The organism is Streptomyces sp. NEAU-174 (assembly GCF_052665095.1).
In genome coordinates this window covers 248,165-274,870 of record NZ_JBQTCE010000004.1, presented here as the reverse complement: position 1 = coordinate 274,870, position 26,706 = coordinate 248,165, and the positions used below count along the sequence as shown (strand labels likewise).

At 73.6% G+C, this 26,706-nt stretch carries 20 protein-coding genes and 1 pseudogene; 8 read left to right on the top strand and 13 right to left on the bottom strand.

All coding sequences use genetic code 11. The features are described from left to right. The first annotated feature begins 90 nt into the window (after window positions 1-90). The 4 genes from ACT2CW_RS14135 to ACT2CW_RS14120 all read left to right on the top strand — a co-directional run bounded on the left by ACT2CW_RS14135 (window position 91) and on the right by ACT2CW_RS14120 (window position 6,963). A complete protein-coding gene (locus tag ACT2CW_RS14135) occupies window positions 91-2,577 on the top strand; it encodes a protein kinase domain-containing protein (RefSeq protein ID WP_445516803.1) in 2,487 nt (828 codons plus the stop codon). Next, window positions 2,574-4,220 (top strand): hypothetical protein, encoded by a 1,647-nt coding sequence (locus ACT2CW_RS14130; protein WP_445516802.1) that lies wholly within the window; start codon window positions 2,574-2,576, stop codon window positions 4,218-4,220. Before ACT2CW_RS14135 ends, ACT2CW_RS14130 begins: the two co-directional genes overlap by 4 nt. Beyond that, window positions 4,217-6,319, top strand: coding sequence for an AAA family ATPase (locus tag ACT2CW_RS14125; RefSeq protein ID WP_445516801.1), 2,103 nt, complete (start codon window positions 4,217-4,219; stop codon window positions 6,317-6,319). Before ACT2CW_RS14130 ends, ACT2CW_RS14125 begins: the two co-directional genes overlap by 4 nt. A gap of 257 nt (window positions 6,320-6,576) precedes the next feature. Continuing rightward, a complete protein-coding gene (locus ACT2CW_RS14120; RefSeq protein WP_445516800.1) occupies window positions 6,577-6,963 on the top strand; it encodes an FHA domain-containing protein in 387 nt (128 codons plus the stop codon). Between the two features lie 49 nt (window positions 6,964-7,012). Here the strand turns inward: ACT2CW_RS14120 and ACT2CW_RS14115 are convergent, their stop codons facing one another. The 3 genes from ACT2CW_RS14115 to ACT2CW_RS14105 are packed head-to-tail and all read right to left on the bottom strand — an operon-like array spanning window position 7,013 to window position 12,074. Then, window positions 7,013-7,639 (bottom strand): RES family NAD+ phosphorylase, encoded by a 627-nt coding sequence (locus ACT2CW_RS14115; RefSeq protein WP_445516799.1) that lies wholly within the window; start codon window positions 7,637-7,639, stop codon window positions 7,013-7,015. 26 nt (window positions 7,640-7,665) lie between these two features. Continuing rightward, entirely contained in the window at window positions 7,666-8,352 is a 687-nt protein-coding gene (locus ACT2CW_RS14110) for a hypothetical protein (RefSeq protein ID WP_445516798.1), read from the bottom strand. Further along, entirely contained in the window at window positions 8,349-12,074 is a 3,726-nt protein-coding gene (locus tag ACT2CW_RS14105) for a CHAT domain-containing protein (RefSeq protein WP_445516797.1), read from the bottom strand. The genes ACT2CW_RS14110 and ACT2CW_RS14105 overlap by 4 nt, the downstream gene beginning before the upstream one ends. A gap of 595 nt (window positions 12,075-12,669) precedes the next feature. On the opposite strand from ACT2CW_RS14105, the gene ACT2CW_RS14100 reads away from it, so the two are divergent. Together ACT2CW_RS14100 and ACT2CW_RS14095 are read left to right on the top strand one after the other, a co-directional pair. Beyond that, the gene (locus tag ACT2CW_RS14100) at window positions 12,670-13,560 is read left to right on the top strand and encodes an oxidoreductase (protein ID WP_445516796.1); all 891 of its coding nucleotides are present in this window, start codon (window positions 12,670-12,672) and stop codon (window positions 13,558-13,560) included. A 245-nt stretch (window positions 13,561-13,805) separates the two neighbouring features. After that, window positions 13,806-14,834: an MHYT domain-containing protein gene (locus ACT2CW_RS14095; protein ID WP_445516795.1), complete on the top strand. Its 1,029-nt coding sequence runs from the start codon at window positions 13,806-13,808 to the stop codon at window positions 14,832-14,834. A 98-nt stretch (window positions 14,835-14,932) separates the two neighbouring features. Here the strand turns inward: ACT2CW_RS14095 and ACT2CW_RS14090 are convergent, their stop codons facing one another. Both ACT2CW_RS14090 and ACT2CW_RS14085 read right to left on the bottom strand, forming a co-directional pair. Next, window positions 14,933-16,069 carry a carboxylesterase family protein gene (locus ACT2CW_RS14090; RefSeq protein ID WP_445516794.1) on the bottom strand — a complete coding sequence of 379 codons (1,137 nt, stop codon included), beginning with the start codon at window positions 16,067-16,069 and terminating at the stop codon, window positions 14,933-14,935. Beyond that, window positions 16,060-16,956, bottom strand: a complete 897-nt coding sequence (locus ACT2CW_RS14085; RefSeq protein WP_445516793.1) for an MBL fold metallo-hydrolase — start codon at window positions 16,954-16,956, stop codon at window positions 16,060-16,062. Before ACT2CW_RS14085 ends, ACT2CW_RS14090 begins: the two co-directional genes overlap by 10 nt. Window positions 16,957-17,028: 72 nt before the next feature. Here ACT2CW_RS14085 and ACT2CW_RS14080 point away from each other — a divergent pair, with 72 nt between their 5' ends. Continuing rightward, complete coding sequence (locus ACT2CW_RS14080; protein ID WP_445516792.1) at window positions 17,029-19,782, top strand: helix-turn-helix transcriptional regulator; 2,754 nt, start codon at window positions 17,029-17,031, stop codon at window positions 19,780-19,782. Window positions 19,783-19,813: 31 nt separating this feature from the next. Here ACT2CW_RS14080 and ACT2CW_RS14075 read toward each other — a convergent pair. Further along, a pseudogene (locus ACT2CW_RS14075) lies at window positions 19,814-20,548 on the bottom strand (sensor histidine kinase); the annotation flags it as partial. Window positions 20,549-20,765: 217 nt separating this feature from the next. On the opposite strand from ACT2CW_RS14075, the gene ACT2CW_RS14070 reads away from it, so the two are divergent. Further along, a complete protein-coding gene (locus ACT2CW_RS14070; RefSeq protein WP_445516791.1) occupies window positions 20,766-21,203 on the top strand; it encodes a TIGR03618 family F420-dependent PPOX class oxidoreductase in 438 nt (145 codons plus the stop codon). A gap of 97 nt (window positions 21,204-21,300) precedes the next feature. Here the strand turns inward: ACT2CW_RS14070 and ACT2CW_RS14065 are convergent, their stop codons facing one another. The 7 genes from ACT2CW_RS14065 to ACT2CW_RS14035 all read right to left on the bottom strand — a co-directional run bounded on the left by ACT2CW_RS14065 (window position 21,301) and on the right by ACT2CW_RS14035 (window position 26,662). Then, window positions 21,301-22,395, bottom strand: coding sequence for a CapA family protein (locus ACT2CW_RS14065; RefSeq protein ID WP_445516790.1), 1,095 nt, complete (start codon window positions 22,393-22,395; stop codon window positions 21,301-21,303). A 111-nt stretch (window positions 22,396-22,506) separates the two neighbouring features. Continuing rightward, window positions 22,507-22,962: a PaaI family thioesterase gene (locus ACT2CW_RS14060; RefSeq protein WP_164426860.1), complete on the bottom strand. Its 456-nt coding sequence runs from the start codon at window positions 22,960-22,962 to the stop codon at window positions 22,507-22,509. Between the two features lie 31 nt (window positions 22,963-22,993). Further along, entirely contained in the window at window positions 22,994-23,665 is a 672-nt protein-coding gene (locus ACT2CW_RS14055; RefSeq protein WP_445516789.1) for an enoyl-CoA hydratase-related protein, read from the bottom strand. 91 nt (window positions 23,666-23,756) lie between these two features. Then, complete coding sequence (locus ACT2CW_RS14050) at window positions 23,757-24,383, bottom strand: TetR/AcrR family transcriptional regulator (protein WP_250852915.1); 627 nt, start codon at window positions 24,381-24,383, stop codon at window positions 23,757-23,759. A 95-nt stretch (window positions 24,384-24,478) separates the two neighbouring features. Next, window positions 24,479-25,534, bottom strand: a complete 1,056-nt coding sequence (locus tag ACT2CW_RS14045; RefSeq protein WP_164427030.1) for a lipoate--protein ligase family protein — start codon at window positions 25,532-25,534, stop codon at window positions 24,479-24,481. Between the two features lie 107 nt (window positions 25,535-25,641). Further along, a complete protein-coding gene (locus ACT2CW_RS14040; RefSeq protein ID WP_445516788.1) occupies window positions 25,642-26,109 on the bottom strand; it encodes a DUF2269 family protein in 468 nt (155 codons plus the stop codon). Between the two features lie 166 nt (window positions 26,110-26,275). After that, window positions 26,276-26,662, bottom strand: a complete 387-nt coding sequence (locus tag ACT2CW_RS14035; protein ID WP_086884714.1) for a tautomerase family protein — start codon at window positions 26,660-26,662, stop codon at window positions 26,276-26,278. Window positions 26,663-26,706 lie beyond the last annotated feature (44 nt).

Here is a 26,706-nt window from a genome sequence, read left to right as displayed (position 1 = left end):
CCGCTTTCTTGATCCACGGCCCGGCGGCCCCGCCCGCCCTCGTCGCCGCCATGAATCCGACAACCCCCGCCCGTTCACGAGGTGACCTTTGTGACCCAGCCGCACCAGCAGCCGCCCCCCACGGAATACGAGGACGACGAGGAGTACGGGATCTCCGGGGAGCCCGAAGAGCGGCAGCGCGCGCACGACGCCGGGCCGCCGCCCACCGAACACGAGGAGCCGCCCCCGTCGGCGGCCGCCACATCGGCCGGGCCCACCGAGGACGAGATCCCCTCGGCGGCCTCGGCAGCCTCGGCGCAGGCCGCGGACGGGGGTCGCGACCTGCGCGGGGACACCGGAGCGCTGCCCGTCTCGCTGCGCGGCCGGTTCCGCCTGAGGGCCGTGCTGCGCCGCCCCGACCATCCGCACCAGGCGGCCGTCTACCGTGTCGAGGACGACCGCGGCAGCCACATCCTGAAGTGGTACCACCGCGGCCACGCCCCGGACCGCCGGGTGTGGGAGCTGCTGCGGGACCGCCCGCGCCGCCACCTCACCCACTTCACCGAGACCAGCGACACCGGGGCCGACGGCCATCCGTACGACCTGGCGCCCTCGTACGGCGAGACCGACCTGGCCGGACATCTGAGGGACAATCCCGGCCCGGCCGACCCCGTGCTCATCCACAGCGTCGTACGGCAGTTGCACGAGGCCCTCACCACCTTGCACGAACTGAACATCGTGCACCGGGACCTCAGCCCCGCCAACATCGTGCTCGGCAGCCTCGACCCGGCCGCCCCGGACCTCGTCCTCGTGGACTTCGCCGTCTCCGCCCATGAACCCGCCGAGCGCTACACCCGGGACGAGCGCTGGGTCGGCACCGCCCTCTACATGTCCCCGCAGGCGTCCCTGCGCCACCAGCTGATCCATCCGCCTGCCGACTGGTGGTCGCTCGGCATGATCGTCGCCGAGATGGCCGGGGGACGCCACCCCATCCGGTTCACCGACAACGACTTCGTCCGCGAGGAGATCAGCTCCCGCGCCCCGGATCTGTCCCTGGTCGCCGACCACCGGCTGCGGCTGCTGTGCCGGGGCCTGCTCACCCGCGACCCCGACCACCGCTGGGGCACCGACGAGGTGGCGCAGTGGCTGGTGGGCGGTTCGCCACCGGTCGCCCCCTGGGAGACGGGCGCGGCCCCCGGCGCCTCGGACCCGGCGGACGACCCGGACATCGAGCCGTTCGCCTTCCTCGACGAGCGGTACACCCGGCCGAAGCAGCTGGCCAGGGCGTTCAGCGAGAACTGGCGGCCCGCACGGCAGCTCCTCTCCCGGCGGCGCGGCCGTGGCGAATTCACCCGCTGGCTCCGGCAGTTCGAGGGTGTGCCGGGCCGCGACGCCGAGGAGCTGACGGCGCTGCTCGGCCTCCTGGAGCCGCACCACCCCGCCACGCCGCCGCGTGAGCCCAAGCCGGTCACCATGGTGCGGCTGATCTCCTGGCTCGGCCCCACCCTCGACGCCTCCTACCGAGGGGTGCCGCTGGACCACGCGGGGCTGGGAGATCTGCTGCGGGAGGCCGGGCGCGGCGATGAGTTCGCCCTCTCCGTCGTGGCGGACCTGCGGGACCACACCATCCTGCCGCTGCTGGACTCGCGGCCCGGCGGCGAAGGGCTCGCCGAGGTGCAGCAGCGCTGGCTGACGGCCCGCTCCCGCTGGCAGCACACCGTGGACGAGGCGCTGCACGCGTCGCCCTGGCTGCGCGACCGCCGTGCCGAGGTGCGCGCCGCCACCAGGCTCGACCGCTCCCGGCTCGCGGCCCTCCTCTCACTCGCCGCGGCCCCCACCGCGCACCGGCGCAGGCTCCAGGAGCGGACCGCCCGGATCCAGGCGGCGTTCCCACAGCCGGTGGCCTGGTACGGCAGGCTGCTGCGCGACCCCGACGACCTGGTGCGGATGCAACTGGCCGAGTGGCTGGCCGGATTCGCCGAGCAGGAGTCCACCGAGGCGCAGGGCCGGGTGAACGAGGAGCGGGCCCTGCGCCGCCAGGAGCGCGACCTGGACGTGGCCATGCTGTGGGTGCGCAGACAGGACATGCTGCCCACGCTCGGCTGGGCCCTCGGCGGAGCCGTCGGCCTCGTCCTCCCGTGGATCTTCGCGATCGGCCTGGGTGACGTGGTGGGATGGCCCGCTCAGCGGGCGGTGCTGACGGCGTGGATGCTGGTCGTCCCGGCGGCCGCCGCCGTGCTGGCGCTCGAGCTGTGGACGGCGTATCGCATCGGCAGCCCCGGCTACCACCCGGACCGTTCGCTGGCCGGGCTGCTGATCGACCGTGGGTCGCCCGTGGCCCGGTTCATCCACCGCCCCGGCTCGCGCTTCCCCGTCCGGGGCCTGCTGATCATCCCGGCCATCGCCCTGTTGTGGGCCGCCGTGGCCTACGCCCCCTGGGTGTGGCCGGCCGCCACGGTGGCCGTTCTTCTCTGGTGGACCTGGCACCGGACGCGGTGCTGGCGCCGCTATGTGGCGGAGCTGCGCGGCCGGGACGACCGGGTCCGCCCCGGCCGACCGAGGGCGGCGGCCCCGCCCACGTCAGGGAGTGTCACATGAGTTCAGGCCAGGCGATCCCCAGCATCGGCGAGGTGATGCCGGATGTGTACTTCCCCCAGCCTCCGGCCGCCGAGACCGTCCAGCACACGTTTCAGAACACGGTCCAGGACACCGTCCAGAACACCGGGGTGCCGCATCAGACGGTCCAGGGCACCGGTCTGTCGGACCACATCGGCACCGGCGTCGGACAGCACATCGGCGACGCCGTGCAGAACGCCGGGGGCCATGCGCTGCACGCCGCGATGGACCAGCTGCACGACCTGATGGTGCCCGCCCTGATCGGCCTCGGCTCGCTCAGCGGGGCGCTGCTCGTCGGCCGCGCCACCATGGCCGGGGCGCAGGTGCTCGCGGCCGCCGCCATCCGCGCCGCCGAGTACCAGGCCGAGCTGCGGCAGCGGCAGTTGGACGCCCGGCAGGCCGCCGAGTGCTGGCGGGACGCCGCGTTCGCCGCCGTCCGGGCCAACGCCCGCCTCGACACCCTGCGCGTGCGCATCCGGCGGGCCGCCGCGGCAGCCGGACCCGACGGGCCGCCTGAGCCGCCCGACCTGCCGCCGCCGCTGGCCCTGACCGGTATGAGCCTGGACGAGGTGTGGCGACGGCTGGCCGACACCGACCGCCGGCTGCGCCACGCGGAGGCCGCGTACGCACGCGCCACCATGGAGGCCGCCGCCCGCCCGGTGGCCGGGGCGCACCCAGCGGACTCCGGCTGGCACGCCGGCCTGCGCGCCCGCCGCGTCAAGGCTCTGGAGGCGTATGAGGAGGCCGCCACCGAGGCCGAGGCGCGCGATGCGCTGCCACAGCCGCCGCCCGCCGCCACCGCGGCCCCGAGCGAGGAGGAGGTGCTGCGGCTGGGCGCGGACCTGCTGGCCACGCTCCCGCGGAACGTGGCGGTGACCGACTACCGGCTGGTGGAGGAGAAGGTCACCGTCGCCGCGGAAGTGGCCGCCCAGCGGCCCGCCGCGGCCAAGCGCCATCTGCGGGAGGCCGCCCGCTTCGCCGAGCGGGTCTCGCGTGACGCCGAGCGGCGGCAGGAGGCCGAGGAGTGGGCCGCCCAGCAGCTCGCCTTCCTCCGCGCCGACCACCCGGGCACCCCCGTTCCGCTGCCCGACGCCGGGGCGGAGATCGCCGTCCTGGAGCGATTCCTGCACCAGGGCGGGACGCTGGAGGAGACCGAGCGCGCCCGCGTCGCGGCCCGCGTCGGGGAGCGGGTCGACGCGTACCAGCGGATGTACGCCGCGGAGGTGATACGCGCGGCGGTCCAGCGCTCGGAGCCCGAGACGGCCGGATACGCCACTTCCGGAGCGGTGCAGTTCATCGACTGGACCCCGCCGGGCTGGGGGGACGACCACTGGCTGCGCATCAGCGTGGACGCCGAGGGCACCGCCCGGGTCGCCACCATGCACCGCGAGCGCGACCCCGCCGAGGAGACCGACGACGATCTGGACCTGGACTGGCAGCGGTGTGTGGAGGCCCCCGACCATCTGCGGGAGCTGCGGAAGCTGGCCGAACGGGCCGGGCTCAGCGTGCCGTTCGAGTTCGACGAGCCACCCGCGCGGCCGGTCCCGCGCACGGCGGCCCGCCCCGCCCATGACCACCGCACCGGACCCAAGGTCCGCCACCGTGACCAGGAGACGCAGTCATGATCGAGGCAGTCACGTCCCCGGGTCCCACGTCGTCGGGCCCCACATCCCCGGGTCCCACGTCCCCGGGCCGCGCGGACCGCAGCCTCCCGGCCTTCGCCGAGGAGCTGGTCGGCACGCTCAGCGTCCACTCCCAGTACGTCCTGCACGGCAGCATCCGGGACATCCACCTCGTCCGCCACGACAAGGACCCCGACGAGGGCGGCCCCGAGCGGACGTACGACGCCCACCACACCCTCACCGAGGTGCTGTGGAACGCGCTGTGGCAGGAGGGGTACGAGGCGCTGATCCGCTTCGACATCGCCGATGGCTTCACCGTCGTCGCGGGCCCCGCCGCCAAGGAGGTCCGCGAGCTGCTGCACGGACGGGACGCCACCAGACCCGGCCGCGCCCGGCGCGCCGACACCCCTGTCCACCTGGCCGACGCGGAGCGGACCCTGGGGGACATCGTCAGCGGCTGGAAGCAGCAGGGGCGGCAGCCGAAGACACCGGACGGACGGCCCCGCCCGGACACCGCACAGCGCCAACAGCCCTATCGGGTGGTGCTGTTGATCGACTACGCCGCCCGGATCCCCACCGATGTCACCCGGCTCAGCGACGCGGAGCGGGACTTCTTCCTCAACTGCCTGAAGCTGGCGGAGGACGCGCGGCCGATCTCCTCCCCGGGCAGCGGGAGGCGGCTGTTCAACCCCGTGATCTGGCTCGCCGACGGGGAGCGCGACCTGCCCACCTGGCTGGTGGCGGGCAGCGAACGGGTCCGTACCATCGGCATCCCGCTGCCCGACCTGGGCAGCAGACGGCGCATGGCCGAGCTGCTGGCCGAGGAGCACACCGCCGCGTCCGCGCCCGAGGACAGCGGGGACGGCGGGCCGGTGCGGTTCGACAAGCAACGGCGGCCGGACGAGCACGACCTCGACACCTTCGCCCGCGCCACCGCCGGGCTGACCCTGCGCGCGATGCGGGAGAGCGCCCGGATGGCACTCGACCGCGGGATGTCGTTCGCCGAGATGCGGGACGCGGTCCGGGTCTACCAGCTCGGGGTCAAGGACAACCCGTGGCAGGCGGACTACATCCGCGCGCAGATCAAGAAGGGCGAGGCGGATCTGCGGGCGCGGGTGAAGGGTCAGGAGAAGGCGGTCGGCAAGACCCTCGACATCCTCAAGCGCGCCGCACTGGGACTGTCCGGCGCCCAGGCGTCCCACCCCGGCAGCCGGCCGCGCGGTGTGCTGTTCTTCGCCGGGCCGACCGGCACCGGCAAGACCGAGCTGGCCAAATCGGTGGCCAAGCTGCTGTTCGGCACCGAGGACGCCTGTCTGCGCTTCGACATGAGCGAGTTCTCCGCACCGCACTCGGTGGACCGGCTGCTCGGCGCACCGCCGGGATACGTGGGCTACGAGGCGGGTGGCGAGCTGACCACGGCGGTGCGCAACGACCCCTTCCGGGTGGTGCTGTTCGACGAGATCGACAAGGCCGACAAGGGGGTGCTGGACAAGTTCCTCCAGGTGCTCGAGGACGGCCGGCTCACCGACGGGCAGGGGGTCACCACGTACTTCAGCGAATGCGTGCTGATCTTCACCTCCAACCTCGGGGTCAGGAAACGGACCGGCGAGGGCGGGCGCGAAGGGCGGGTGGCCGAGCCCGGTATGCCGTACCACCAGCTCGAGGAGATCATCCTGGCCAATGTGAAGGAACACTTCGTGGAGGGGATCGGCCGGCCGGAGCTGATGAACCGGTTCGGCGGCAATGTGGTGGTCTTCGACTACATCGACGCCAAGGTGGCCGCCGAGATCTTCGACTCCCAGGTGGGCAACATCCAGCGGGTGCTGCGCGAGGACCAGGGGGTGCATCTGCGCCTCTCCGACGAGGCGCATCAGGCGCTGTCCAGCTACTGCACGGCGGATGTCGACAACGGCGGCCGGGGCATCGGCATGCTGCTGGAGACACATCTGATCAACCCGCTGGCACGGGCGCTGTTCGACCAGGAGCAACTGGCGGGCACGGCCGTCACCGTCACCGGTGTGCGGCCCGCCACGGACGGAACGGTGGCCCTGGACCTGCGGGTGGTACGCACCGGGGCCGCGGGCCCCGGCCCCGGCCGATGAGCGGTGGGGCCGCTCCGGCGGGGTGGTGGCGCGAGCCGGACGACGAGGAGGAGGAAGCACCGGCGGCTCCGGTGGGTCAAGCGGAAACGGCCGGACCGGCGGCACCGGCGGGACCGGCGGAAGCAGACGCGGCGGGGAGGGCGGACGCGGCGGCTCCGGAGGAACGGCCCCCGCCCGAACCCCGGCCCGAGCCCCGGCCCGCGCCGCCCCCGGCCGGGGTCGAGGTGTCCGCGCCCTGCTGGAACTGCCGTGCACCGGTGGCCCCCCGGGACACCCGCTGCGCGTCCTGCGGCCGTGCCCGCACCCATGCGCTGCTGGTCTGCGCCGACCCCTGTCTGGAACTCCGCCACGGCCCGGGCCCTCCGCTGCGCCTGGGCCGCCACCCGGACTGGGCGCCGCGGACCGCCGCCGCGTTCGCGGGCTGGAACAAGGTCTCCCGCCGTCATGCCTCGATCACGGTGGAGCCGGATGGCACCGCCTGGGTCGAGGAGCCCGAAGCGGGCAGCCGCAACGGTACGTATCTGAACGGCGCCCGGATCGCGGCGGGTGTGCGCACCCCCGTCCGCGACGGCGACCAGCTGCGGCTCGGGCTGCGGGTCAGCTTCGCCGTACGGCTGTACGGACCGGAGCCCGGCACCGGCTGAGCCGGTGCCGGGCGGGTCGCGGGACGGACCCCCGTGCCGCCCCGCGCGCTCATGCCCGCATACCGGGCGGAATGATGACCGCCCGCAGCGGTGCCAGCAGCTGGTTGGCCTCGCCCGCCCCCTCGAACGTGCCCAGGTTGTGGGCCTGGCCGGGCACCGCCTTCAGCGGCTCCTCCCCGCAGCGGTCGCCGAACAGCACCAGGGCGGGGTGCGGGCGGTGCCGCCGCGACTGCCACACCAGCCCCTGCGCGTCCGGCACCTGACGCCGGATCTCCCGCGCCCAGGCGCGGGTCTGCGCGTACTCGTCCGTCTCCAGCAGCCAGGAGGTCTGGAACACCGCGGCCAGGTCCTCCTCCTCGATCAGCCGCACCAGGACCAGGTCCTCGGTCACCCGCACCTTGGACAGCGAGCGGGTGGCCGCCAGCGCCCACGGCACCTGACGCCGCCCCTCCGGCCCGGTGAACTCCATGTCCCGCAGCATCACCTCGGCGAGGGTGGTGGTCGGTGCCACCGCCGCGTAGAGATACGGATACCGGTCCTCGGCGGTGGCGTCGAAGCGGTTGCCGCCGAAGAAGGAGTGCGCGGGCTTCGGGTTGAACTCGGTGCAGGCGTAGGCCGTTTCATGACACCTCCACAGCTCGGTGCCCGCGCTCAGGACGAACAGGTTCGGGCTCATCCGCGCGCCCTCGGGGGGCGCCTGCCTCACCATCCGCCGTCTCCGATCAGCGCGGCGGCGGCCTCGGTCAGCCGTGCGTCCGGCACCCGCCCCACCAGGGCGGCGGGCGCGTCGCGCAGCCAGGTGTTGCCGCCGAGCCACCAGTCGGCGGCGCCCCACGGGTCCTGGTCCGACAGCAGCATTCTGTTGATCCGCTGTACCACCGGCCGTGGCTCACCGGTGTCCGGGTCGAACTGGAAGTCCGGGTAACGGTCGCCGCGTTCGGGATCGGACAGGCGGATCAGCCCGGCCCCGGCGGGATCCTCGGCGGCCGTGCCGGTGAGCTGCTCAGGGCCCCGCGCGGGGGCGGTCAGCAACCGCTGCCGTACGGCCCGGGCGATCTCGGCGCTCTCGGGGTCCAGGGTCGGCCAGTCCACGGAGTCCAGCAGCCGGATCAGCTCGGCCAGCCGGTCGGTGTCCGGCAGGACGGCGGAGGGCGCGGCGCCCCCGGACCGGAACTGGTCCAGTTTTCTGCGCAGTTCCATCTCGCGGGGGAGGGGCAGCAGCGCCAGCCGCACCTGCCGCACCGCACCGCGCACGGCCCTGGTGTCGTCTCCGGCGGTTCGCAGCCGCAGCACACTGTCCTGGAAGCCGCTGAACTGCGCGGCGGTGAGCGAGGCGCGGATCTCCGGCAGATGCCGGCGCAGCAGCTCCAGGAGATCGTCGGTGGTCATGGCTGTCGTCCTTCCACGGGTGCGTGGGGAGCGGGGTTGCCCTGGTGGATGAATCCGGCCCAGGAGACGGCCCGGGCCAGACTCCCCGCGTCGCTCTGCGTCTCGGCCAGCAGGAGCCCGGTCAGCCCGGGGACGGGATGGCGGTCGTGGTCGAGCATCCACAGCTGGGCGGCGCGCAGCGCGTCCGGCGGAGCCAGCCCGGCCACGGTCAGCTGGTGGTGGAAGACCACCATCAGCGCGGCCGAGGCGCTGTCCGAGACCTTCCACCGCGAACCGACCACATCCGTGGCGCCGCGCGCCAGCAGTGCGGTGGTCGGGGTCAGCGCCTCGTCGTGGTCACGGCTGCTGAGGTCCGTCTCACAGGCGCTGAGCACGATCAGCGGCCCGGTGGCGGCCGGCTCCCCGGCGGGTACGTCGAGGATGCGCGTCACCGTCAGCTTGCCCGGGTCCTGGGTGTCCGCGGGGCCCTGGGGGTCCGTGGTGTCCGGGCCGGCCAGGTGGAGGGCCGAGTCGGTGGGCCGCAGCCCGGCCAGGCCGTGCACCACCAGATGCAGCAGCGAGGCGGCGGGCGCGGCCGGGCCTCCGGGGAGGTGGGAGAGCACGTCATCGGGCGTGCCCAGCGCGTTCTTGGGCGCGTCCTCGTGCCAGCCGTAGAGCAGGGCCTCGGTGTAGTACGCGGTACGCAGGGCCGTCACCTCGTCCTGCGCCCACGTCAGATCCCCGCTGGGGTCGGCCACCAGCACCGCGCGCTCGCTCGCGGGCACCCGGCCGCGCCGGGCGGCCCGCAGGAACTCACCGCCGGACGCGGCGTACGAGATGACCGTGTCCTCGCAGGCGTACGCGTACGGGCGCCGTGCGTCGGCCCGTTGCCGGGGGAGGCGGGCGGCGTGCCACGGAACGGCACCGAGGTTGCCGCACGCCACGAGGACCAGCCGGACCGGCGCGTCGCGCTCCCCCTGCCCGTCCTTCGCTTTCCCCTGCCCGTTCTCCGTTTTCCCGTGCCCGTCGTCCGCCGCCCGAGCGTTCAGCGCGTCCAGGACGGGGGCGAGGACGGCCGGGCCCGCCCAGTCGCACAGCCCCTCCAGCGCCGCCTCCCAGTCGCGATGCGCCTCGGCGTGGGCGTCCATGCCCTGCTCGGACACGGCGGACCGCCGGGCGCCCGCGTCCAGATAGTGCTCCAGTGGCTCGCGGCCGAGCGCGCCGAGCCCCGGCAGTGGCAGCGCCGTCGGCTCGCCGGTGCTCCGCACCAGGACCGCCACGCCATCGGCGGTGCCCTGCCCGGGCACCAGATACACCAGGGCGTCGGCGCCGGTGGCGCGCAGCCCGTCCCGCAACTCCCCGATGGCGGGGGCGCCGAGCAGTCCGCGCAGCGGCGCCTCGCCGCTGTCCCGCCGCAGCACGTCCAGCGCGCGGCGGCGCAGCGTGCTGGGGATCTCGACGCCGGGGGCGGCCCCGGCCGGCATGACCCGCGCGAGCGCGTTCCGGACCTCCTCCGGACTACCCCCGATGCCGGGTGCGCCGCCGATACCGGGCGCGAGTCCGCCGCCGGTCGGCGCGGCCTCGGGCGGGAGGTCCCGTACGGCGGTCCGCCACTGCTCGGCCAGCTCCGCCTCGCCCCGGGCGGCCAGCTGCTCGGGGACCCCGGCGGCCGCTGCCGCGGCGCGCAGCACCAGGCCCCGCCCGTTCTCCAGCGATGTCACGGCCTCCTCGATCCGGCCGTCCACGGCGGCCCAGTGGGCGGCGAGCAGCCCACGGCTGGCCCCCGCCCTGGCCACCTCGAGGCCGTGCTCGGCGCCGAGTTGCAGCAGGACGTCCTCGGCCAGCACCCACAGCGAGGCATGCGCGGTGGCGACGGCCGCCCCGGTGTCATCGCGCTCCCGGTCGGCGCGCAGGCGGTACGCCTCGGCCAGCTCCCACAGCAGCTTCTGCCGGATGTCCGGGCTGGTGCGCTCGGTGAGTTCCCCCCTGGCCCGTTCCAGCTCGCCGACCGCCTCCTCCAGGTCGGAGGGGTCGCCGGTCGACCGGTGGACGGCGAGCAGCGCCAGCCCGATGCCCTGCCGGATCCACACCCGCTGGTCGGGGGTCGAGGCGGGGCCGTCCAGGGCCCGGCGGGCCCTGGCCACGGCCTCGGAGACCCGCGCGGGATCCGGTTCGATCATGGAGAAGAGGGCGAGCAGGGGCGCGCACTGCGCGTCCATGAGGGGCTGGGCGAAGGTCGGGAGCCTCGGGTGGTTCGCCGCCTCCTCGAAGTAGGCCACGCCGGCCCGCAGCGCGGGGATCCCGCCGTCCAGCGTGGCCAGGCTCAACTGGGCCTGGCCGAGCAGGAAGAGCACCAGGAACTGCCATTCGCTGTTCTCCCCGGCCTCCTCCAGCAGGTCGAGCAGCTCGTCCAGCAGGTTCTCCAGCGTTTCGGTGTCCCGCTCGTCCAGCGCCTCGTTGAGCCGCAGCTGAAGGTGCATGCACCGGGTGCACAGCCGCAGCCCCTCCGCGCCGGGCCCGGTCGCGTGGGTGGATTCGAACACCGCGGAGGCGGGGCCGAAGAGCGCGTCGAGGCGGGCACGCGCCTGGTCGCGGTCGGTGAGGTTGCCGCCCAGGATGTTGGCCGCGGCCAGCAGCCCGGGCGATATGACCCCGGCCATCCAGTCCACCCGGCCGGATCCCGTACCGGCGGCCGTGCCGATCAACTCGGCCGCCTCGGCCAGCCGGTCGGCGTCCCCCGTGCGCATGCCGTGCGCCATGCGGCTCATCGCCGCGCGCATCGCGGTCTCCGCCTCTTCACCGGCCGGCCCCTTGCTCACCTCATTGACCAGGGCCTCCAGATCCTCGGTCCGGATGGTGCCGGGCACTTCGAGCTCCAGCATGAGGGCGGCCTGTGCGAAGGTGAGGGCGGTCTCCTCCTCGGAGGACTCCGCCATGGCCTCGGCCTCATCGCCCTCGCCCGCCTCCCCGGATCCGGAGAATTCGGTGGCCAGGCCGCTCAGCGCCCGCATCAGCTCGGAGTTGCGGCCGGGCAGCCGCTGCGCCATCTGGGCGGCCAGGTCGGCCATCTGCCCGAGGTCCCGGGAGCGTACGACGGCGGGCACCCGTTCGAGGATGTCGGCCGCCCAGAACAGGGATTCGGCGGCGTCTTCGGGCAGGGTCGGCGCCAGGTCGGCCACCAGACCGCGCAACTCGGCCAGATCGGCGGTGAGTTCGGGGTCGCCCACCGCCACTCGGCGCCCTATGTCGAAGGACTCCATGAGACGGGACAGCGTGCCGTCCCATCCGGCCGTCATGCCGGGCGTCAGCAGCAACCGCACCAGGTGGAAGGCGGAGGCCCGCTCGTCCCGAGGGTCCAGCGCCGCAGGCGCGCGGGCGGCCCGCAGCACCCGCAGCCCCCTGCTCCGGTCGTCGTCCGTGGGATTGCGCCCGTAGCGCTCGGCGTACAGGCCGCCGAGCCGGGCGCGTACGGTGCACAGCAGCGCGTCCTCGGCCGGTACGGCCGCCGCCAACTCGGCTTCCAGGCGGTCGAGTTCGGTGATGTGTTGGTCGAGCAGGGCGGGGTCGGCGGTGGCGGGCGACCGAGTGCCGTGGGGCGTTCGCGTGCCGTCGGGCGTTCCCGTACCGTCGGGCGCTCGCGTGGCCGCCGGGCCCTCCGGTGGGGGCGGGACGATGCACGCCAGCGCGTCGGCCGCGGCCCGTTCGGCGCGGTCACGTAATGCCGCGAGATCCCTGCCGTGCATGAAACGTCCCCCTTCGTCATGCCGCTCTCATCATCCGCCCATCCGCGCGAGCACAGGAGTGCTTTGATCGCTCTTTCCGGAAACCGACCAGAAGACGTCCGCGAACCGCCCGGTCCGCTAAGCGCTCCGCGGGAAGTGCCGCGAAATGCCGTCGTGCGTCTGCGGCCGCATCGTGGCTGGTCGCGCCCGCGCGGCGGAGCCGCATATCGACACAGCCCCGCGCCCCTTCGGGGCGCTGCCCGAACCGTAGCGGACTTCCTCCGACCTGCTGAGCCGGCGAGGTCGGTGATCACGCGCCGACCCGGAAGCGGATCCTGGCGACCGCGTCCGCGAATGCGCCGGGTGCTTCCTGGGGCGGGTTGTGGCCGACGCGAAGGCGTACGTCGTCGATCAGGATTCCGGGGCCCTGCGGCGAGTTGGAACCGGTGCTGGTAGGAGTGGACGGCGACGGCGACGAAGTCGGCGTTATGGAGCGAGGGCGCGGTCGCGGCGAACTCCTCGTCCGTGAAGTCCCATCCGGGCGACTCACCGGACCACCCGGGCCCGCTCCCCGGGAAGCGGTCAGGCCCTCGCGGTGACAAGGGAGATGATGACGATGTCGATGGAACCAACCGTCGCGGTGGTGGGCCCGGGGGCGATCGGCACGACCGTGGCGGCGGCGCTGCACGAGGCCGGCCGTACGCCGAGGATCTGTGGCCGCACAGCGCGTGAACGCCTCGAACTGCGCGTGGACGAAGGCCGCGTTGTCGTGCCGGGGCCCGTCCGGACCGACCCGGCACAGGCTGACGGGGCGGTCGACCTGGTCTTCCTCGCCGTCAAGTCGACACAGGTCGAGGCGGCGGCGCCATGGTTGACGGCGTTGTGCGGCGCGGACACCGTGGTCTGTGTTCTACAGAACGGCGTCGAGCAGGAATCGATGGTCGCGCCTCACCTCTCCGGCGCCCGGGCCATCCCGTCGGTCGTGTGGTTCCCCGCCCAGGCGCGGTCCGACGGTTCGGTGTGGTTGCGCGGCGAAGCGCGCCTCACCCTGCCGGACACCCCGGCGTCCCGGGTGGTGCTCGAGGCGCTGCGCGGCACTCGGTGTTCGGTCGACCTGGCCACGGACTTCACGTCCGTGGCGTGGCGCAAGCTGTTGCAGAACGCGGTCGCCGGACTGATGGTCCTCACCGGCCGCCGTTCCGGCATGTTTGCCAGGGCCGACATCGCCGAGCTGTCCCTGGCCTATCTACGGGAGTGCCTCGAGGTCGCCCGGGCCGAGGGCGCGGCACTGGGCGACGAGGTGCCGGGAGAGATCGTTGAAAGCTTCCGGGCCTACCCGGCCGACATGGGCACCTCCATCCTCGCCGACCGCGAGGCCGACCGGCCGCTCGAATGGAACACCCGCAACGGTGTCGTGCGGCGCCGCGGACGGGCCCACGGCATCCCGACCCCGATCAGCGATCTGGTGGTGCCACTCCTCGCGGCCGCCGGCGATGGACCCGGCTGACTCCCGGCGTCACGCGCCGCCGATGCGCGGACGCGACGGCACGTGCCCCCGGCACAACCCCGCCCACCTGCGGCAAAGGGGAAAACGGACATGAGGTGAATCACGTGACATCCCATCACGCCCGGTGAGACACCTTTATCGATGCGTGACCAAATGTGTGGGTGGGGTGCTCACCCGCGCCCTACCCTCGCCGGTGACCCAACGTTTCTGCACAGGATCCCCGCGGCGAAAAGGGTGGAGCGTACATGTACGGCACGATCGACGGGTTCAACTACGGGGCCGCCACCCCGCTGGCGGCCTACCTCATGGCCTGTCTGGGAGGAGCCCTCGGCTTACGCTGCACCGCCCGGTCGGTGCGCACCCAACGCTCCTGGAAGGCTGGCTGGCTCGCGCTCGGATCCGCGTCGATCGGCTCGGGCATCTGGACGATGCACTTCATCGCCATGATGGGCTTCCATGTGAAGGAGACCCCGATCGGCTTCGACATACCGATCACCCTGCTCAGCCTCGTCGTGGCGATCGTCGTCGTCGGCATCGGCGTCTTCATGGTCGGCTACCGGGGCACCTCCCCGGGGGTGCTGCTCTCGGCCGGTATGTTCACCGGACTCGGCGTCGCGGCCATGCACTACATCGGGATGTCCGCGATGCGCATGCAGGGGCACCTGGAGTACTCCGTGCCGACCGTCCTGCTCTCCGTCCTGATCGCGGTCGTGGCCGCGACCGCCGCTCTCTGGGCCGCCGTGACCATCCAGGGCTTCCGCGCCAGTCTGGCGTCGAGCATGGTGATGGGGGTCGCCGTGACCGGGATGCACTACACGGGCATGGCCGCGGTCAGCGTGCGGCTGGACGATGTGCTCAGCGCGTCCGTGGGCGGTGAGGCGCCCGCCTCGCTCATCCTCCCCATGCTGATCGGTCCGGTGGTCTTCCTGGTGATCGCGGGGACCATCATCATGTTCGATCCGTTGCTCGTCCTGGGCGAGGGGGAGTGGAACGAGAAGAAGGCGGCCGGTGCGCGCGGGACCCCGCCGCCACCGCCCCGGCCGGTCTGGCCGGTTTGGCCACCGGAGGAGGAGCCCGCTCGGGCCCGGCCGTGGCCACCGGGGGAGGCCGCTCGCGCCCGGTCTCGGCCACCGGGGGAGGCCGCTCGGGCCCGGCCTCGGCCACCGGGGGAGGAGGCTCGGGCCCGCCCTCGGCCACCGGCGGAGGAGGCCGCTCGGGCCCGGACGCGCCGCCCGGGTCCGCGCCACGGCCGCCGGGGGTACCGCGATTGGTGAACCCAGGACCGTTCCGGGGCACGACGAGGCGGCCGTGACCCGCGCGCGGCGCGGACACCGACCCGCCGCCACGGCCACCCCGCCGCACCCCGTGCGCCCTAGTGGAACCGGTGCGTCCCCGACCAGCCGGGATCCCCGCTCATCGCGAAGCGCACCCACGCGCCGTGCATCTCCGCGGCCAGCGACGGTGGGATGTCCGGTCCGAGCAGTCCGTTCGCCGTACGGAGCGCGGGCAGTTCGGTGTGGTCGAAGACGAACGGGAGCTCCACGGCGTGGCACGCGCCGAACGGCCCGCCCCGCCAGTCGAAGTCGTAGGTGAACGCCTTGTCGTAACGGGACACCAGCCGCTCGCGGGCGTCGCGGAACACCGCGTCGATGGCCGCGCTCTGTTCCGGCCGCCGGTAGAGCAGCGACTCCTGGGTGTTCGTGCCCACCAGCAGATCCACCGGATGCGGCGGTGGCGCGTCGTCGAGCCCGTCGAGCACCACACCGAGCGGCGACAGCCTCGGCGCCACCCCGGGCACCTCGGCGAGCGCGGACACCAGGCGCTCGTCGGGGATGTCGGCGAACGCCTCGGCCGTGGCCGGAACGCCCAGCCGGTCCGCCAGGGCCCGGGTCGTCTCCGCCGCCTCCGCGCCGGTCAGGGCGTGCAGGCCACCGCTCTGGCTGATCGCGCCCCGGAACAGCCCGGCGGCCTCGGGCGTCACCAGCAGCGCGCTGATGATCATCGCTCCCGCCGACTGCCCGAACACCGTGACCCGGTCCGGATCCCCGCCGTAGTCCGCGATGTGCGCACGCACCCATCGCAGCGCCGCGAGCACGTCCAGCAGGCCCCGGTTGCGCGGGGCGCCCGGCAGATCGAGCCAACCCAGCGCGCCGAGGCGATAGTTGAGGGTGACCAGGACCACGCCGTCGCGGGCGAAGGACGTCCCGTCGTACACCGGCGCCTGGCCGGTGCCGGAGAGGAACGCGCCGCCGTGCACGAAGACCATCACCGGGGCGTTTCCATCGGCGCGTGGCGTCCAGACGTTGAGCGTCAGATAGTCCTCGCCACGCACCCAGCCCGGGCCCATCAGCGGGCTCAGATCCGCCGGGAACCGCCGCTCGGGGGCCGGAGCGGTCGGCCCGGGCCCGTCGGCGCCGGGTACGCCGTCCACGGGGGTGGGTGCGGCGAACCGCGCGGCGCCGGTCGGCCCGGCCGCGTACGGGATGTTCCGGAACACGCTCATCGCCATGTCGCCCACTCCTTCACCGCGAACCGCTCGCCGTCACGCCGCACTTCGGCCGCGCTCGCACCGGGGAAGTGCGCGGGGAACAACAACGCGCCCTCGTCCGCGGCCTCGCCCAGCACCCGGCGCCGGGAGAGCCGCGCCCGGGGCTCGTCCTCGTCGAAGCAGGGGCACACGTCCGGCTCCACGATCTGTAGCGGGCTGTGCATCAGATCGCCCACGAAGACCGCCCGATCCGTACCCGACCGCAGCCGCACCACCGACGAGCCGGGGGTGTGGCCGGGGGCGCTCTCGACGCGCAGCCGGCCGTCGACGTCGTAGTGGTCGCCCTCCCACAGCACGGTCTGCCCGGCCCGGTGGACGGGAGCGACGCTGTCCTCGAACACATTCGTCATCCGGGGGCCGGAGCGGGTCCGGTGGCCGTTCTCCGGGTTCCAGTAGTCGAAGTCGACGCGGGGGATCAGGTACCGCGCGTTGGGGAAGGTCGGCCGCCACTCGCCGTCCGTCCATGAGGTGTTCCAGCCGACGTGGTCCCCGTGCACATGGGTGCAGATCACCAGGTCCACATCGGCCGGGCGGACCCCGGCCGCGGCCAGCTCCCCGAGGTAGTTCGTATGCAGATGGTGGAAGGGCGGCATGCCGGGCCGCTCCCGGTCGTTGCCGATGCCCGTGTCGATCAGGATCGTCCGGCCCTCGCTGCGGAGCAGCCAGGTCTGGATCATCGTGCGGATCTCATCGGCGGTCGGATCCAGGAATTCGGGGGCCAGCCAGCTCTCGTGCGCGCGCCAGTGCTCCGGGGCCACGTCGGGAAAGACGAAGCCGCGTGGCAGACCCCTCGGGGCCACCTCTACCACCCGGGTGATCTCGACGTTTCCAAGCGTGATGGTGTCCATGCCTCCAGCCTGCGCGTCCGCGGGACCGGGCGGTATCGGTCAGATGACTGCACCACGGGCTAGAGTCGGAGGATGACCATGGTCGGACGGGAGAGTGAGAGCGCGGCCGTACTCGGTCTGACCAGCGGTGTGCTGATCCTCACGGGTGAACCGGGCGCGGGCAAGAGCACCCTGCTCGGCCTCGCGGCGGATCGCCACCCGGGCCGGGTGCTGCGGATGACGGGCAGCGAGAGCGAGGCGAACCTGACGTTCGCGGGGCTGCACCAGCTGCTGCGGCCGGTGCTGGCGGAGACCGCGCGGCTGCCGGCGCGGCAGCGGTCGGCGCTGCTGGGGGCCATGGGCCTGGGGGACGACTTCGGGGGCGGTGGATCCGGGCAGGCCGAACCCGGCGACGCCCACCTCGGGGAGGCCGAACCCGACGGCGCCCACCTTCGGGAGACCGACCCCGACGGCGCCGATACCCGACGCGGCGGCCCGCCCGACCGGCTGTTGCTCGGGGTCGCGCTGCTCACGCTGCTGTCGGACCTCGCCCGGCAGTCGCCCGTCCTCGTGGTCGCCGACGACCTTCAGTGGATCGACGCGGGCTCGCTGGAGCTGCTCGCCTTCGCCGCCCGGCGCATCGGCGACGAACCCCTCGCCGTGCTGGCCGGAGCCAGGGCCGGGGAGGGCGCCCGGGGCGGGGCCACGGCGCCGTTCTCCGGCTTTCCCCTGCTCACGCTCGACCCGCTGGACGCGACCGCCGCGGGCCTCCTGCTGGACCGGCAGCCGTATCCGCCGACCGGCAGCCGCCGACTCCGCATCCTCGACCAGGCCGCCGGAAATCCGCTCGCGCTGATCGAACTGGCCCGGGCGAACGGCGCCTGCGGCGCGGACTCGCCCGGTTCCGCCGACGGGGAGCTCCTGCCGCCCACCGACCGCCTGATGCGGGTCTTCGCCGCCGACCTCGAGGCCCTGCCCGAGGCCACCCGGCAGGCGCTGCTCCTGGTCGCGGCGGACGACCGGGCGGTGGCGGGCCGGGTCGAGGCGCTGGCCCCGGCCGAGGCCGCCGGACTGCTGCGGATCACCGGCGGCGGGCGCGACGGCTGGCGTGCCCGCTTCCGGCATCCGCTGATCAGGTCCGCCATCTACCACTCCGCACCACTGGCCGCCCGCCGTCAGGCCCACCGCGACCTCGCCACGCTGCTCGGCGCCGAGCCCGACCGCCGCGCCTGGCATCTGGCCGCCGCGGCGGAAGGACCGGACGAGGAGATCGCCGCCGCGCTCGAGGAGTCGGCGGCCAGGGCCCGGGAGCGTGGCGGATACACCGCCGCCACCACCGCGCTGGAGCGGGCCGCCGAGCTGAGCCCCGGGCGGCGCGACCGCGCCCGCCGCCTGGTGGCAGCGGCGGGAGCCGCGGTGTCCACCGGACAGCCGCACTGGGTGCGCAGGCTCGCCGCGCAGGCCGCCGCGCTCACCGACGACCCGGAGCTGTCGGCCGAGGCATCGCTGCGCGTGGGCCAGGTGCTCACGCTGAGCACCGAGCACGACACCGCGATGTCCTTGCTGCTGCGGGCGGCGGAGGACTCCAAGTTGCGCCGGGTCGCGCTCTCCTCGGCGGCGGTGGCGGGCTTCTACGCGGGCGACGAGGCATACCGCGCCGCCGTACGGGCCCGGGCACACGACGACCCCTGGACGCTCGCGGTGACCGACCCCACCGCGCACCGGTCCCAGCGGGTGGCGGCGATCCCGGCGCTGGTCGAACGGGCGGACGGCGACCCCGCCCGGCTCATCTCGCTCGGCGCCATGGCCTGGCTGCTCGACGAGACCGCACTCGCGGTACGGATCTTCGACGACGCCCTCCACCGCTGGCGGCTGGGCGGCTCCCTGCCCATCGGTCTCGGCTGCTCGGCCGGGTGGTCGTACTTGGATCACGGCCGGTGGGCGCAGGCCCGTACGGCCGCCGTGAACACCAACTCCGCGGGCGCCGGACTGCCGCACCTCGACGCCGCCGCACGGTCGCTCGAGGCCGCCGCGCTCGCGCTGACCGGACGAACCGACGAGGCCCGCTCCGCGGGCTCGGCCGCGCTGTCCCTCGTCGACCCGCACCGCAGCCGCGCGGTCGCCGTCCGGGCCCGGTGGGCGCTGGGCATGGCCGCGGTGGCCGACGGCGACCATGTCGGCGCGTACGAGCAGTTCCGCCTGCTGTTCACCGCCGACGGCGACCCCGTCCACTACGCGTGCTCCTACCCCGGGGTCGCCGAACTGGCCGCCGCGGCCGTCCGCACCGGCCACGGCGCCGAGGCCGCCGCCATCGTGGAGCGCACCGCCGAGCGGCTCGCCGATGACCCCTCGCCCCGGATGCGCATCCTGATCCACCGCGCCCGCGCACTGCTCGAACCGTCCCGGGCCGAACCGCACTTCACCGCTGCCCTCGCCGAACCGGCGGGCGGCCAATGGCCCTTCGAACGCGCGCAGATCCTGCTGGACCACGCCGAATGGCTGCGCCGCCGCCACCGCATCACCGAGGCGCGCCACCAGCTGAACACCGCGCTGGAAAGCTTCCGGCGCCTCGGTGCCCCCTCCTGGATCGACCGCACCCAGGCCGAACTGCGCGCCGCCGGTGTCGAATCCGCCCCCGCCGACCCCGACGCCCTCACCTCGCTGTCCCCGCAGCAGCAGCACATCATCCGCCTGGCCGCGCAGGGGCTGAGCAACCGCGAGATCGGCGAACGGCTCTTCCTCTCTCCGCGCACCGTCGGCTCGCACCTCTACCGCAGCTTCCCCAAGCTCGGCGTCACCGCCCGCTCCCAGCTGCGCGACCTGATCGAGGCGTCCGGCCGGTCGTAGTGGCGGTGGCCACATGCGCTCCCGGCGATCGCCACCGGCAGGGCAGCTCCACCGCGATGACGGTCGGCCCGCCGCGCGGGCTGGTCACCGTCACCGTGCCATCGAGCGCGGCGACGCGGCGGCGTATTCCGAGCAGCCCGAGGCCATGTCCGGGACCACCCGGCTCCCCGGCGCCGGATCCGTCCGCGCCGAACCCGTCCGCACCGGATCCGTGCGCACCGGAACCGCCGGTGGCGGCCTCGGCACCGCCTCGCCCCTCATCGCGCACCGACACACACAACCCGCTCGGGATACGGGCCAGCCGGGCCTCGGCCCGGTCGGAGCCGCTGTGCCCGGCCACGTTCGCCAGCGCCTCCGCCACCACGAAGTACGCGGCCGCCTCGACCGCCGCCGGCGCCCGCGCCCCGTCCTCCAGACCGTCCATCCGCACGGCGACGTCGAGCCCGCTGCTCGCGGCGAGCGCCCGCACTGCCCCGGCCAGACCACGGTCGGTGAGGATCGGCGGATACATGCCGCGCACCATATGGCGCAGCTCCGCCAGCGCCTCGTCGGCCAGGTCCTGCGCGTCCTCCAGCATCCTGCGCGCCGCCGTCGGATCCCGGTCGTACGCCCGCTTGGCCAGCCCGATCCGCAGGGACAGGGAGACCAGCCGCGCCTGGGTGCCGTCGTGCAACTCCCGCTCGATGCGCCGCAGTTCGGCACCGTGTGCGGCGATGGCGCCCGCCCGGGTCTCGACCAGCTCCTCCACCCGCCGGGCCAGCCGGGCCGTGGCCCGCGCCGCGTGCCGCATTCGCCTACCCATACCGACGAGGCTAGAAGACCGGCCGGGCCCACGCGGGAGAGCGAGCCGCCCCTTCGACGGTGGAGCCCGCTACACCCCCAGGCCCCCCCGGCCCGGGATTCACCGGCATGGACGCGTCGGGGTGCGGGTACGGGCCGGGGGAGTCATGGTGGAGGAACCGGTCCGCCCAGAAAGGCACCCGATGACGGATCTTCAGGACGTGGACCGCATCGCCGCGGCCGACCACCACTTGGCGGTCGTGTCGACGACACGCGCCGACAGCACGGTCCAGGCATCCGTGGTCAATGCCGGGATCTTCGGCCATCCGGTCTCCGGTGACCAGGTGGTCGCCTTCGTCACCTACGGCCCCGCCAAACTCGCCCATCTGCGGGCGCGTCCGCGGGCCACCGTGGTCTTCCGCGCAGGATGGAACTGGGCCGCGGTCGAGGGCCGTACCGAGATCGCCGGGCCCGACGACCCGTTCCCCGGGATCGACCCGGAGCGTCTGCGGCTGCTGTTGCGCGAGATCTTCACCGCCGCGGGCGGCACCCACGACGACTGGGCGGCCTACGACCGCGTCATGGCCGAGCAGCGCCGCGCCGCGGTCTTCGTCCACCCCGAGCGCGTCTACGGCAACTGACCCCCGTGGCGGCGCCGGGGCCACCGGGCGGCCCCGCTCCTGACGGTAGAAGCCATCATCCCGTCCCGTAGCCGCCGTCATCCCGGCACCGGCCTGGTCAGAAACGGACGCGGCCGTCCCCGTCCACCCTCGTCGTGGGGGCCAGCTCCCGGGAGAGCTCTTCGACCTGCCGCAGGATCCGCCGCGCCGTCGAGGCCGAGGGAATCACCGGCTCGCCGTCGGCGGTGAGCTCGACCGGATGGAGACGCAGCCGGGGTGGTCCTTCCCCCAGGGCCACCTCGAACACCGCGCTCTCGAACCACGGCCGGTCGAACATCCGGTCCTTGTAGCGGGAGGGCGGGCGCCGGTCGGCGGGAGCCACCTCCTCGCAGGGGTGGAACAGGAAGTTCCCGGTCGAGTAGAGGATGAGGCCGTCCCCGTACCGCTCGACCGGGTGGAGGCAGTGCGGATGGTGTCCGATCACCAGATCCGCCCCGGCGTCGACAAGGCGCCGTCCGAGCGGCTGCTGATACTCGGCCAACGGCCCCTGGTTGCTCGGCAGATAGCACCAGGGAACGCCCCAGTGCACCGCCACCACCACCGTGGCGGCCAGCTCCTTGGCCCGCCGGACCGCCTCCTCGGCACGTACCACGTCGGCCTCGCGGGCCCTGGTGCGGACATACGGAACGGTCCCGGGCTGCTCCTCGATCAGCACGCCGTCGAACTCATAAGTCTGCTCGACCCGCACCGGGGCGATCCCGGGCCGGTGCGAGGTGGCGTTGAAGCCCGGCGGCAGGGCACAGCACAGGCTCACAAAGGCCACCTCGGCGCGGCCCCGGCCGGAGAGCCGGACGGCGCGCAACGCCTCGTCGAGGTTCTCCCCGGCCCCGGCATGGGCGACACCGACCCCGTCCAGGGCCGCCCTGGTGCTGCGCAGACCGTCGATGCCGTAGTCGAGCGCGTGGTTGGTGGCCAGCGAACACGCGTCGAAGCCGAGCCGGGCCAACTCGGGGGCCATGTCGCTGCCCACACGGAACGCGACCGGCTTCTCGGCCGGGTATCCGGTGTCGGTCAGCGGGACCTCGAGGTTGCCGATCGTCAGATCGGCGTCCCGCAGCAGCGGCAGCGCCGAGGTGCCGGCGGAGAGGTCCCCGTCGAGAGCCACGGCCGGTCTCCGGGCGACCACGACGTCCCCCACGGCGATCAGCTTCATGTGCCACTCCCCCCACTCGGCCCGGTCCGCGACGGGATCAGGCTACGCGGGGGCCGGGAGCCGCCCGCCGGGGAGTCGGCCGGGGCATGGGTGGGGCATGGCCGGGGCCGGTCAGCCGTCCGCGTGAAGAATCATGCAGGTGGTGGTCGCGTGGGCGATCAACTTCCCCTGTTCGTCCAGCACCTTGCCCTCGGCGGTGGCGGTGCGGCGACCGGCGTGGAGGACGGTGCCTTCGGCGATGAGGGTCTGCCCGTCGGTGCGGGCCGCGCGGATGTAGTTCACCTTGAGCTCCAGCGTGGTGTAGCCCACCCCGGCCGGGAGAGTGGTGTGCACGGCGCAGCCCATGGCCGAGTCGAGCAGGGTGGCGGCGATACCACCGTGGACGGTGCCGAGGGGATTGGCGAAGTCGGGGCGGGTGTCGAGGGAGACGACGACGCGTCCGGGGTCCACCTCGTCGAAGCGCATGCCCAGGAGCCGTCCGATGGTGGGGATGTCGGCGGGGCGCTCGGACTGCACCCATCGCATGAGGTCGAGGCCGGAGAGGGTGGTGAGGTCGGTGGTGGTCACAGGCGGTTCCTTGCGGTCGTGGTGGGGGCTGTCAGCCGAGGGGGTGGTCCTTCGCGCGCAGGGCGGCCAGCGCGGGGGCGTACATCCGGCTCTTGATGGTGCCGAGGGTGTCACCGGCCTTGCCCACCTGTGCCGCCGCGAGCTCGACGGCGGTCGAGCGGACGGAGTCCTCCGCCACCGCGTGGTCGACGATCCCGGCGGCGAGCGCGTCGTGGCCGCCGTAACGACGAGCGGTGACCATGGCCTCGTGGGCGGTGCGCGGGCTCAGCCGGCCCTGGATGAGAGCGGACATGCCCGGGGTGAAGGGGATGTTGATGTCCGCCTCGGGCAGACACCAGAAGCCACGGTCGGCGCGCATCACCCGGACGTCATGGGCCAGGGAGAACATCGCGCCCGCCGCGAAGGTGTGCCCTTGCAGCGCGGCCACGGTCACGAGCGGCAGCGACAGCATCCGCGCCAGGAGTCCATGGACGGAGGTGACATAGTCCTGGTGCTGGTCGGGGTGTGCCAACAGCCACTCCAGGTCCAGGCCGTTGGAGTAGAACTTGCCGGTGGCGGCCGTCACCAGGGCACGCGCCCCTTCGGCCTTCTCCACCTCGTCCAAGGCGCTGTTGACGGCGGCGAGCCAGTCGGGGTGGAAGCGGTTCTCGCCGTCCCCGAGGTCGAGCACGAAGACGTTGTCCTGGCGGTCCAGCGTGGGCATGGCTGCTCCTTCACACGGGCTGAGTCGGCCGACGGGCCCGCGCGCCACTCATCCGGCGGTCCGCGGAGCACGGCGGTGGTTCACCGTGGCTTCACGGCGGTGGCGCGTCCTGGTCCTCGGGATCCGGCGACGAGGCGGCGGTCCGCAGAGCGTGGGCCAGCAGGTCATGGATCTCGGCGGCGGCCGCCTCCAGCGGGGCGGTGCTCCGCTCGGCCCGGCACATGATGACGGCGCCCTCGACCGCCGCGATGACGAACGCGGCCAGCCGCCTTCCCCGCTCCTCCGACAGACCGTGCCGCACGAACAAGACGGCCAGCGCCTCCTGCCAGCGGGTGAACGCCGCGGCCGCGGAGCGGGCGAGCTGCGGGGCGTCGTCATTGGTCTCGACGGCCACCGCCACGATGGGGCAGCCGACCCGGAAGTCGTTTTCTACGAGCCGTCCGCGCCACAGCGTGAAGAACGCGTCGACCGCCACCAGCGGGTCATCGGCCCGCGCGCCGGTCTCGATCAGCCCGGCGATGAAGTCACCGGCGAGCGCCACCGCCTCATCGATCAACTGCGCCCGCCCGCCCGGGAAATGGTGGTAGACCGAACCACGCGGGGCTCCGCTGTGTGCGAGCACCCGGTCGATGCTCGTGGCGCTCGCCCCGTACTCACGCAGCAGCGCCGCGGCGCTCAGCACCATCCGCTCGCGACTGTCGCTCTTGCGCCGGACCATGCCACCCACCACCTCCCTTACGTGTGGGTAACTTATGCTCCATGACATAGAACATGCAAGAGCTGTCGGCGAACGGGCCCGACCGCTGTCCGTTGCTACGGCACCCGCGCCGTCCACTCCTCGTTGCCGTACTTCGCATGGGCCAGTTCCTCGGCGCGTGCCATCTCCTCGTCGGTGACGTGTCCCTCGGTGAGGCCGTAACGGGCGCGGAAGGAGGCGAGCATGCGGTCGATGACCTCGGCTCGGGGCAGGCCGGTCTGGCGGCGCAGTGGATCGACGCGCTTCTTGGCGCTCTCGGTGCCCTTGTCGGACAGCTTCTCCTTGCCGATACGCAGCACATCGAGCATCTTGTCGGCGTCGATGTCGTACGCCATCGTCACGTGGTGCAGCACCGCGCCGTCGCCACTGGCCAGGCGCTTCTGGGCGGCACCGGCGATCTTGCCCGCCGCGGAGGCGATGTCGTTGAGGGGCTGGTACCAGGCCTCGACGCCCATGTCGCCGAGCGCGGTCAGGACCCAGTCGTCGAGGTAGGCGTAGGAATCGGCGAACGACAGGCCGGAGACGAGGGAGGCCGGTACCGAAAGGGAGTAGGTGATGGTGTTCTCGGCCTCCACGAACATGGCTCCGCCACCGGAGATGCGCCGTACCACCGTGACTCCGTGACGGGCCGCGCCCGCGGGGTCCACTTCGTTGCGGAGGGACTGGAAGCTGCCGATGATGACGGCCGGGCGGCCCCACTCCCACACCCGCAGCGTGGGCGGCCGCCGTCCGGCGGCGACCTCGTCGGTCAGCACCTCGTCCAGGGCCATGTGCAGCGCCGGGTCCTGCGGCCCGTCGTGGATCAGCTGCCAGTCGTAGTCCGTCCAGTCGGTGGCCCGGGCCAGCGCCCGCCGCACCGCGATGCCGACGGCCTCGGGGGAGAAGCCGAACATCACGGTGTCGGCCGGCAGCCTCGCCCTCACGCGGGCGGCGAGCGCCTGGGCGTCGGCGTCGGCGGGCGCGCCCACCAGGGCCCGGTCGATGGCGTGCAGCGCCTCGTCCGGTTCCAGGAAGAAGTCGCCCGCCACCCGCACCCCGCGCAGCGCGCCGTCGTGGACCTCCAGATCCACGACGACCAGCTTGCCGCCCGGCACCTTGTACTCACCGTGCATGTCCTGCACCGCCTCCTGTGTCCGCCCCGGCGCTCCCGATCATTATCCCGCGCCGATGGCCGGATCCCGTGCGGTGACCGGCTTCGGGCCACAGCGTGGGAGAGGGGTCAGGCTCCGGTGGTCGAGCCCGGGCGGACGATCATGAGGATGGTCACCGTCGCCCACAGCAGGTTGAACACGCCCGTGAACATGGCGAGTTGGGCGGTGTCGGACCGCTCCAGGGCCTTGCTCGCACCGAGGCTGTCGAGGAGCTCGCCCTGGCGGGGCAGGACGAAGGCGACCAGGACACCGGCGGCCGCGGCCGTCAGGGCGATGGAGGCGGTGAGCCAGCCGCTGTCGAGGACGCCCATCGCGGCGGCCGTGGCGAAGCCGAAGACGGGCACGGCCAGGCCCATCTTGGCGTAGACGCGGCAGATGCGGTGCAGCAGCCGGACCGTGCCCAGGTCCGCCCGGCCCTCGGCGGCGGACGCGTGGGCGTTGCGGGCCGCGGGCGGGAACATGCTGGCCGCTACGGTGACGGGGCCGATCGCGACAATGGCGGCCAGGACGTGCAGGGAGAGCAGGATCTTGGTCATCGGGTGGCGTCCGGCTCCCTTTCGAACGAGGTGGGCACCAGCGTCTCCTTCCTAAGGTGGGGCGGGTGGTGCCCGCCCCACGCTAGGGAGCCGGAAGAAGATCACCCAGGGGCTGAAACGACAGAAGCCAACGGATTCTCGCCAGGCCGGGCCCGAAGGCCACGTCTCATCCCTCGACGTACTGCGCCACCCCGTGTCCGAACGACCAGTCGGCCGACTCGTTCTCGGTCAGGGTGATGAACACGTTCCGCGGCTCGGTCCCCGCGTACTCCTCGGCGAGCTCGGCGATCCGCCGGTACAGCGCCTGCTTCTGTGCCGGTGTCCGCCCCGAGCGCATCGTGAGGGCGACGTAGACGATGCCGTCGTCGCGCGGCACACCGAGGTAGTCGTCGTAGCGCAGCATGCCGCTGGTGCCGTCATGGCTGGTCAGCACCTGGAACCGGTCGTTGGGCGGGAAGCCGATGGTCTCCACCAGCGCGTCGTGCACGGCACGGCCGAGCGCGTCGAGCCGCTCGGCGTCGGCGCGCAGTGCGTCAATGCGGACGAAGGGCATGTCGGGGGCTCTCCTTCGGGCGAGGGGGCGGGGGAGGTCGCGGG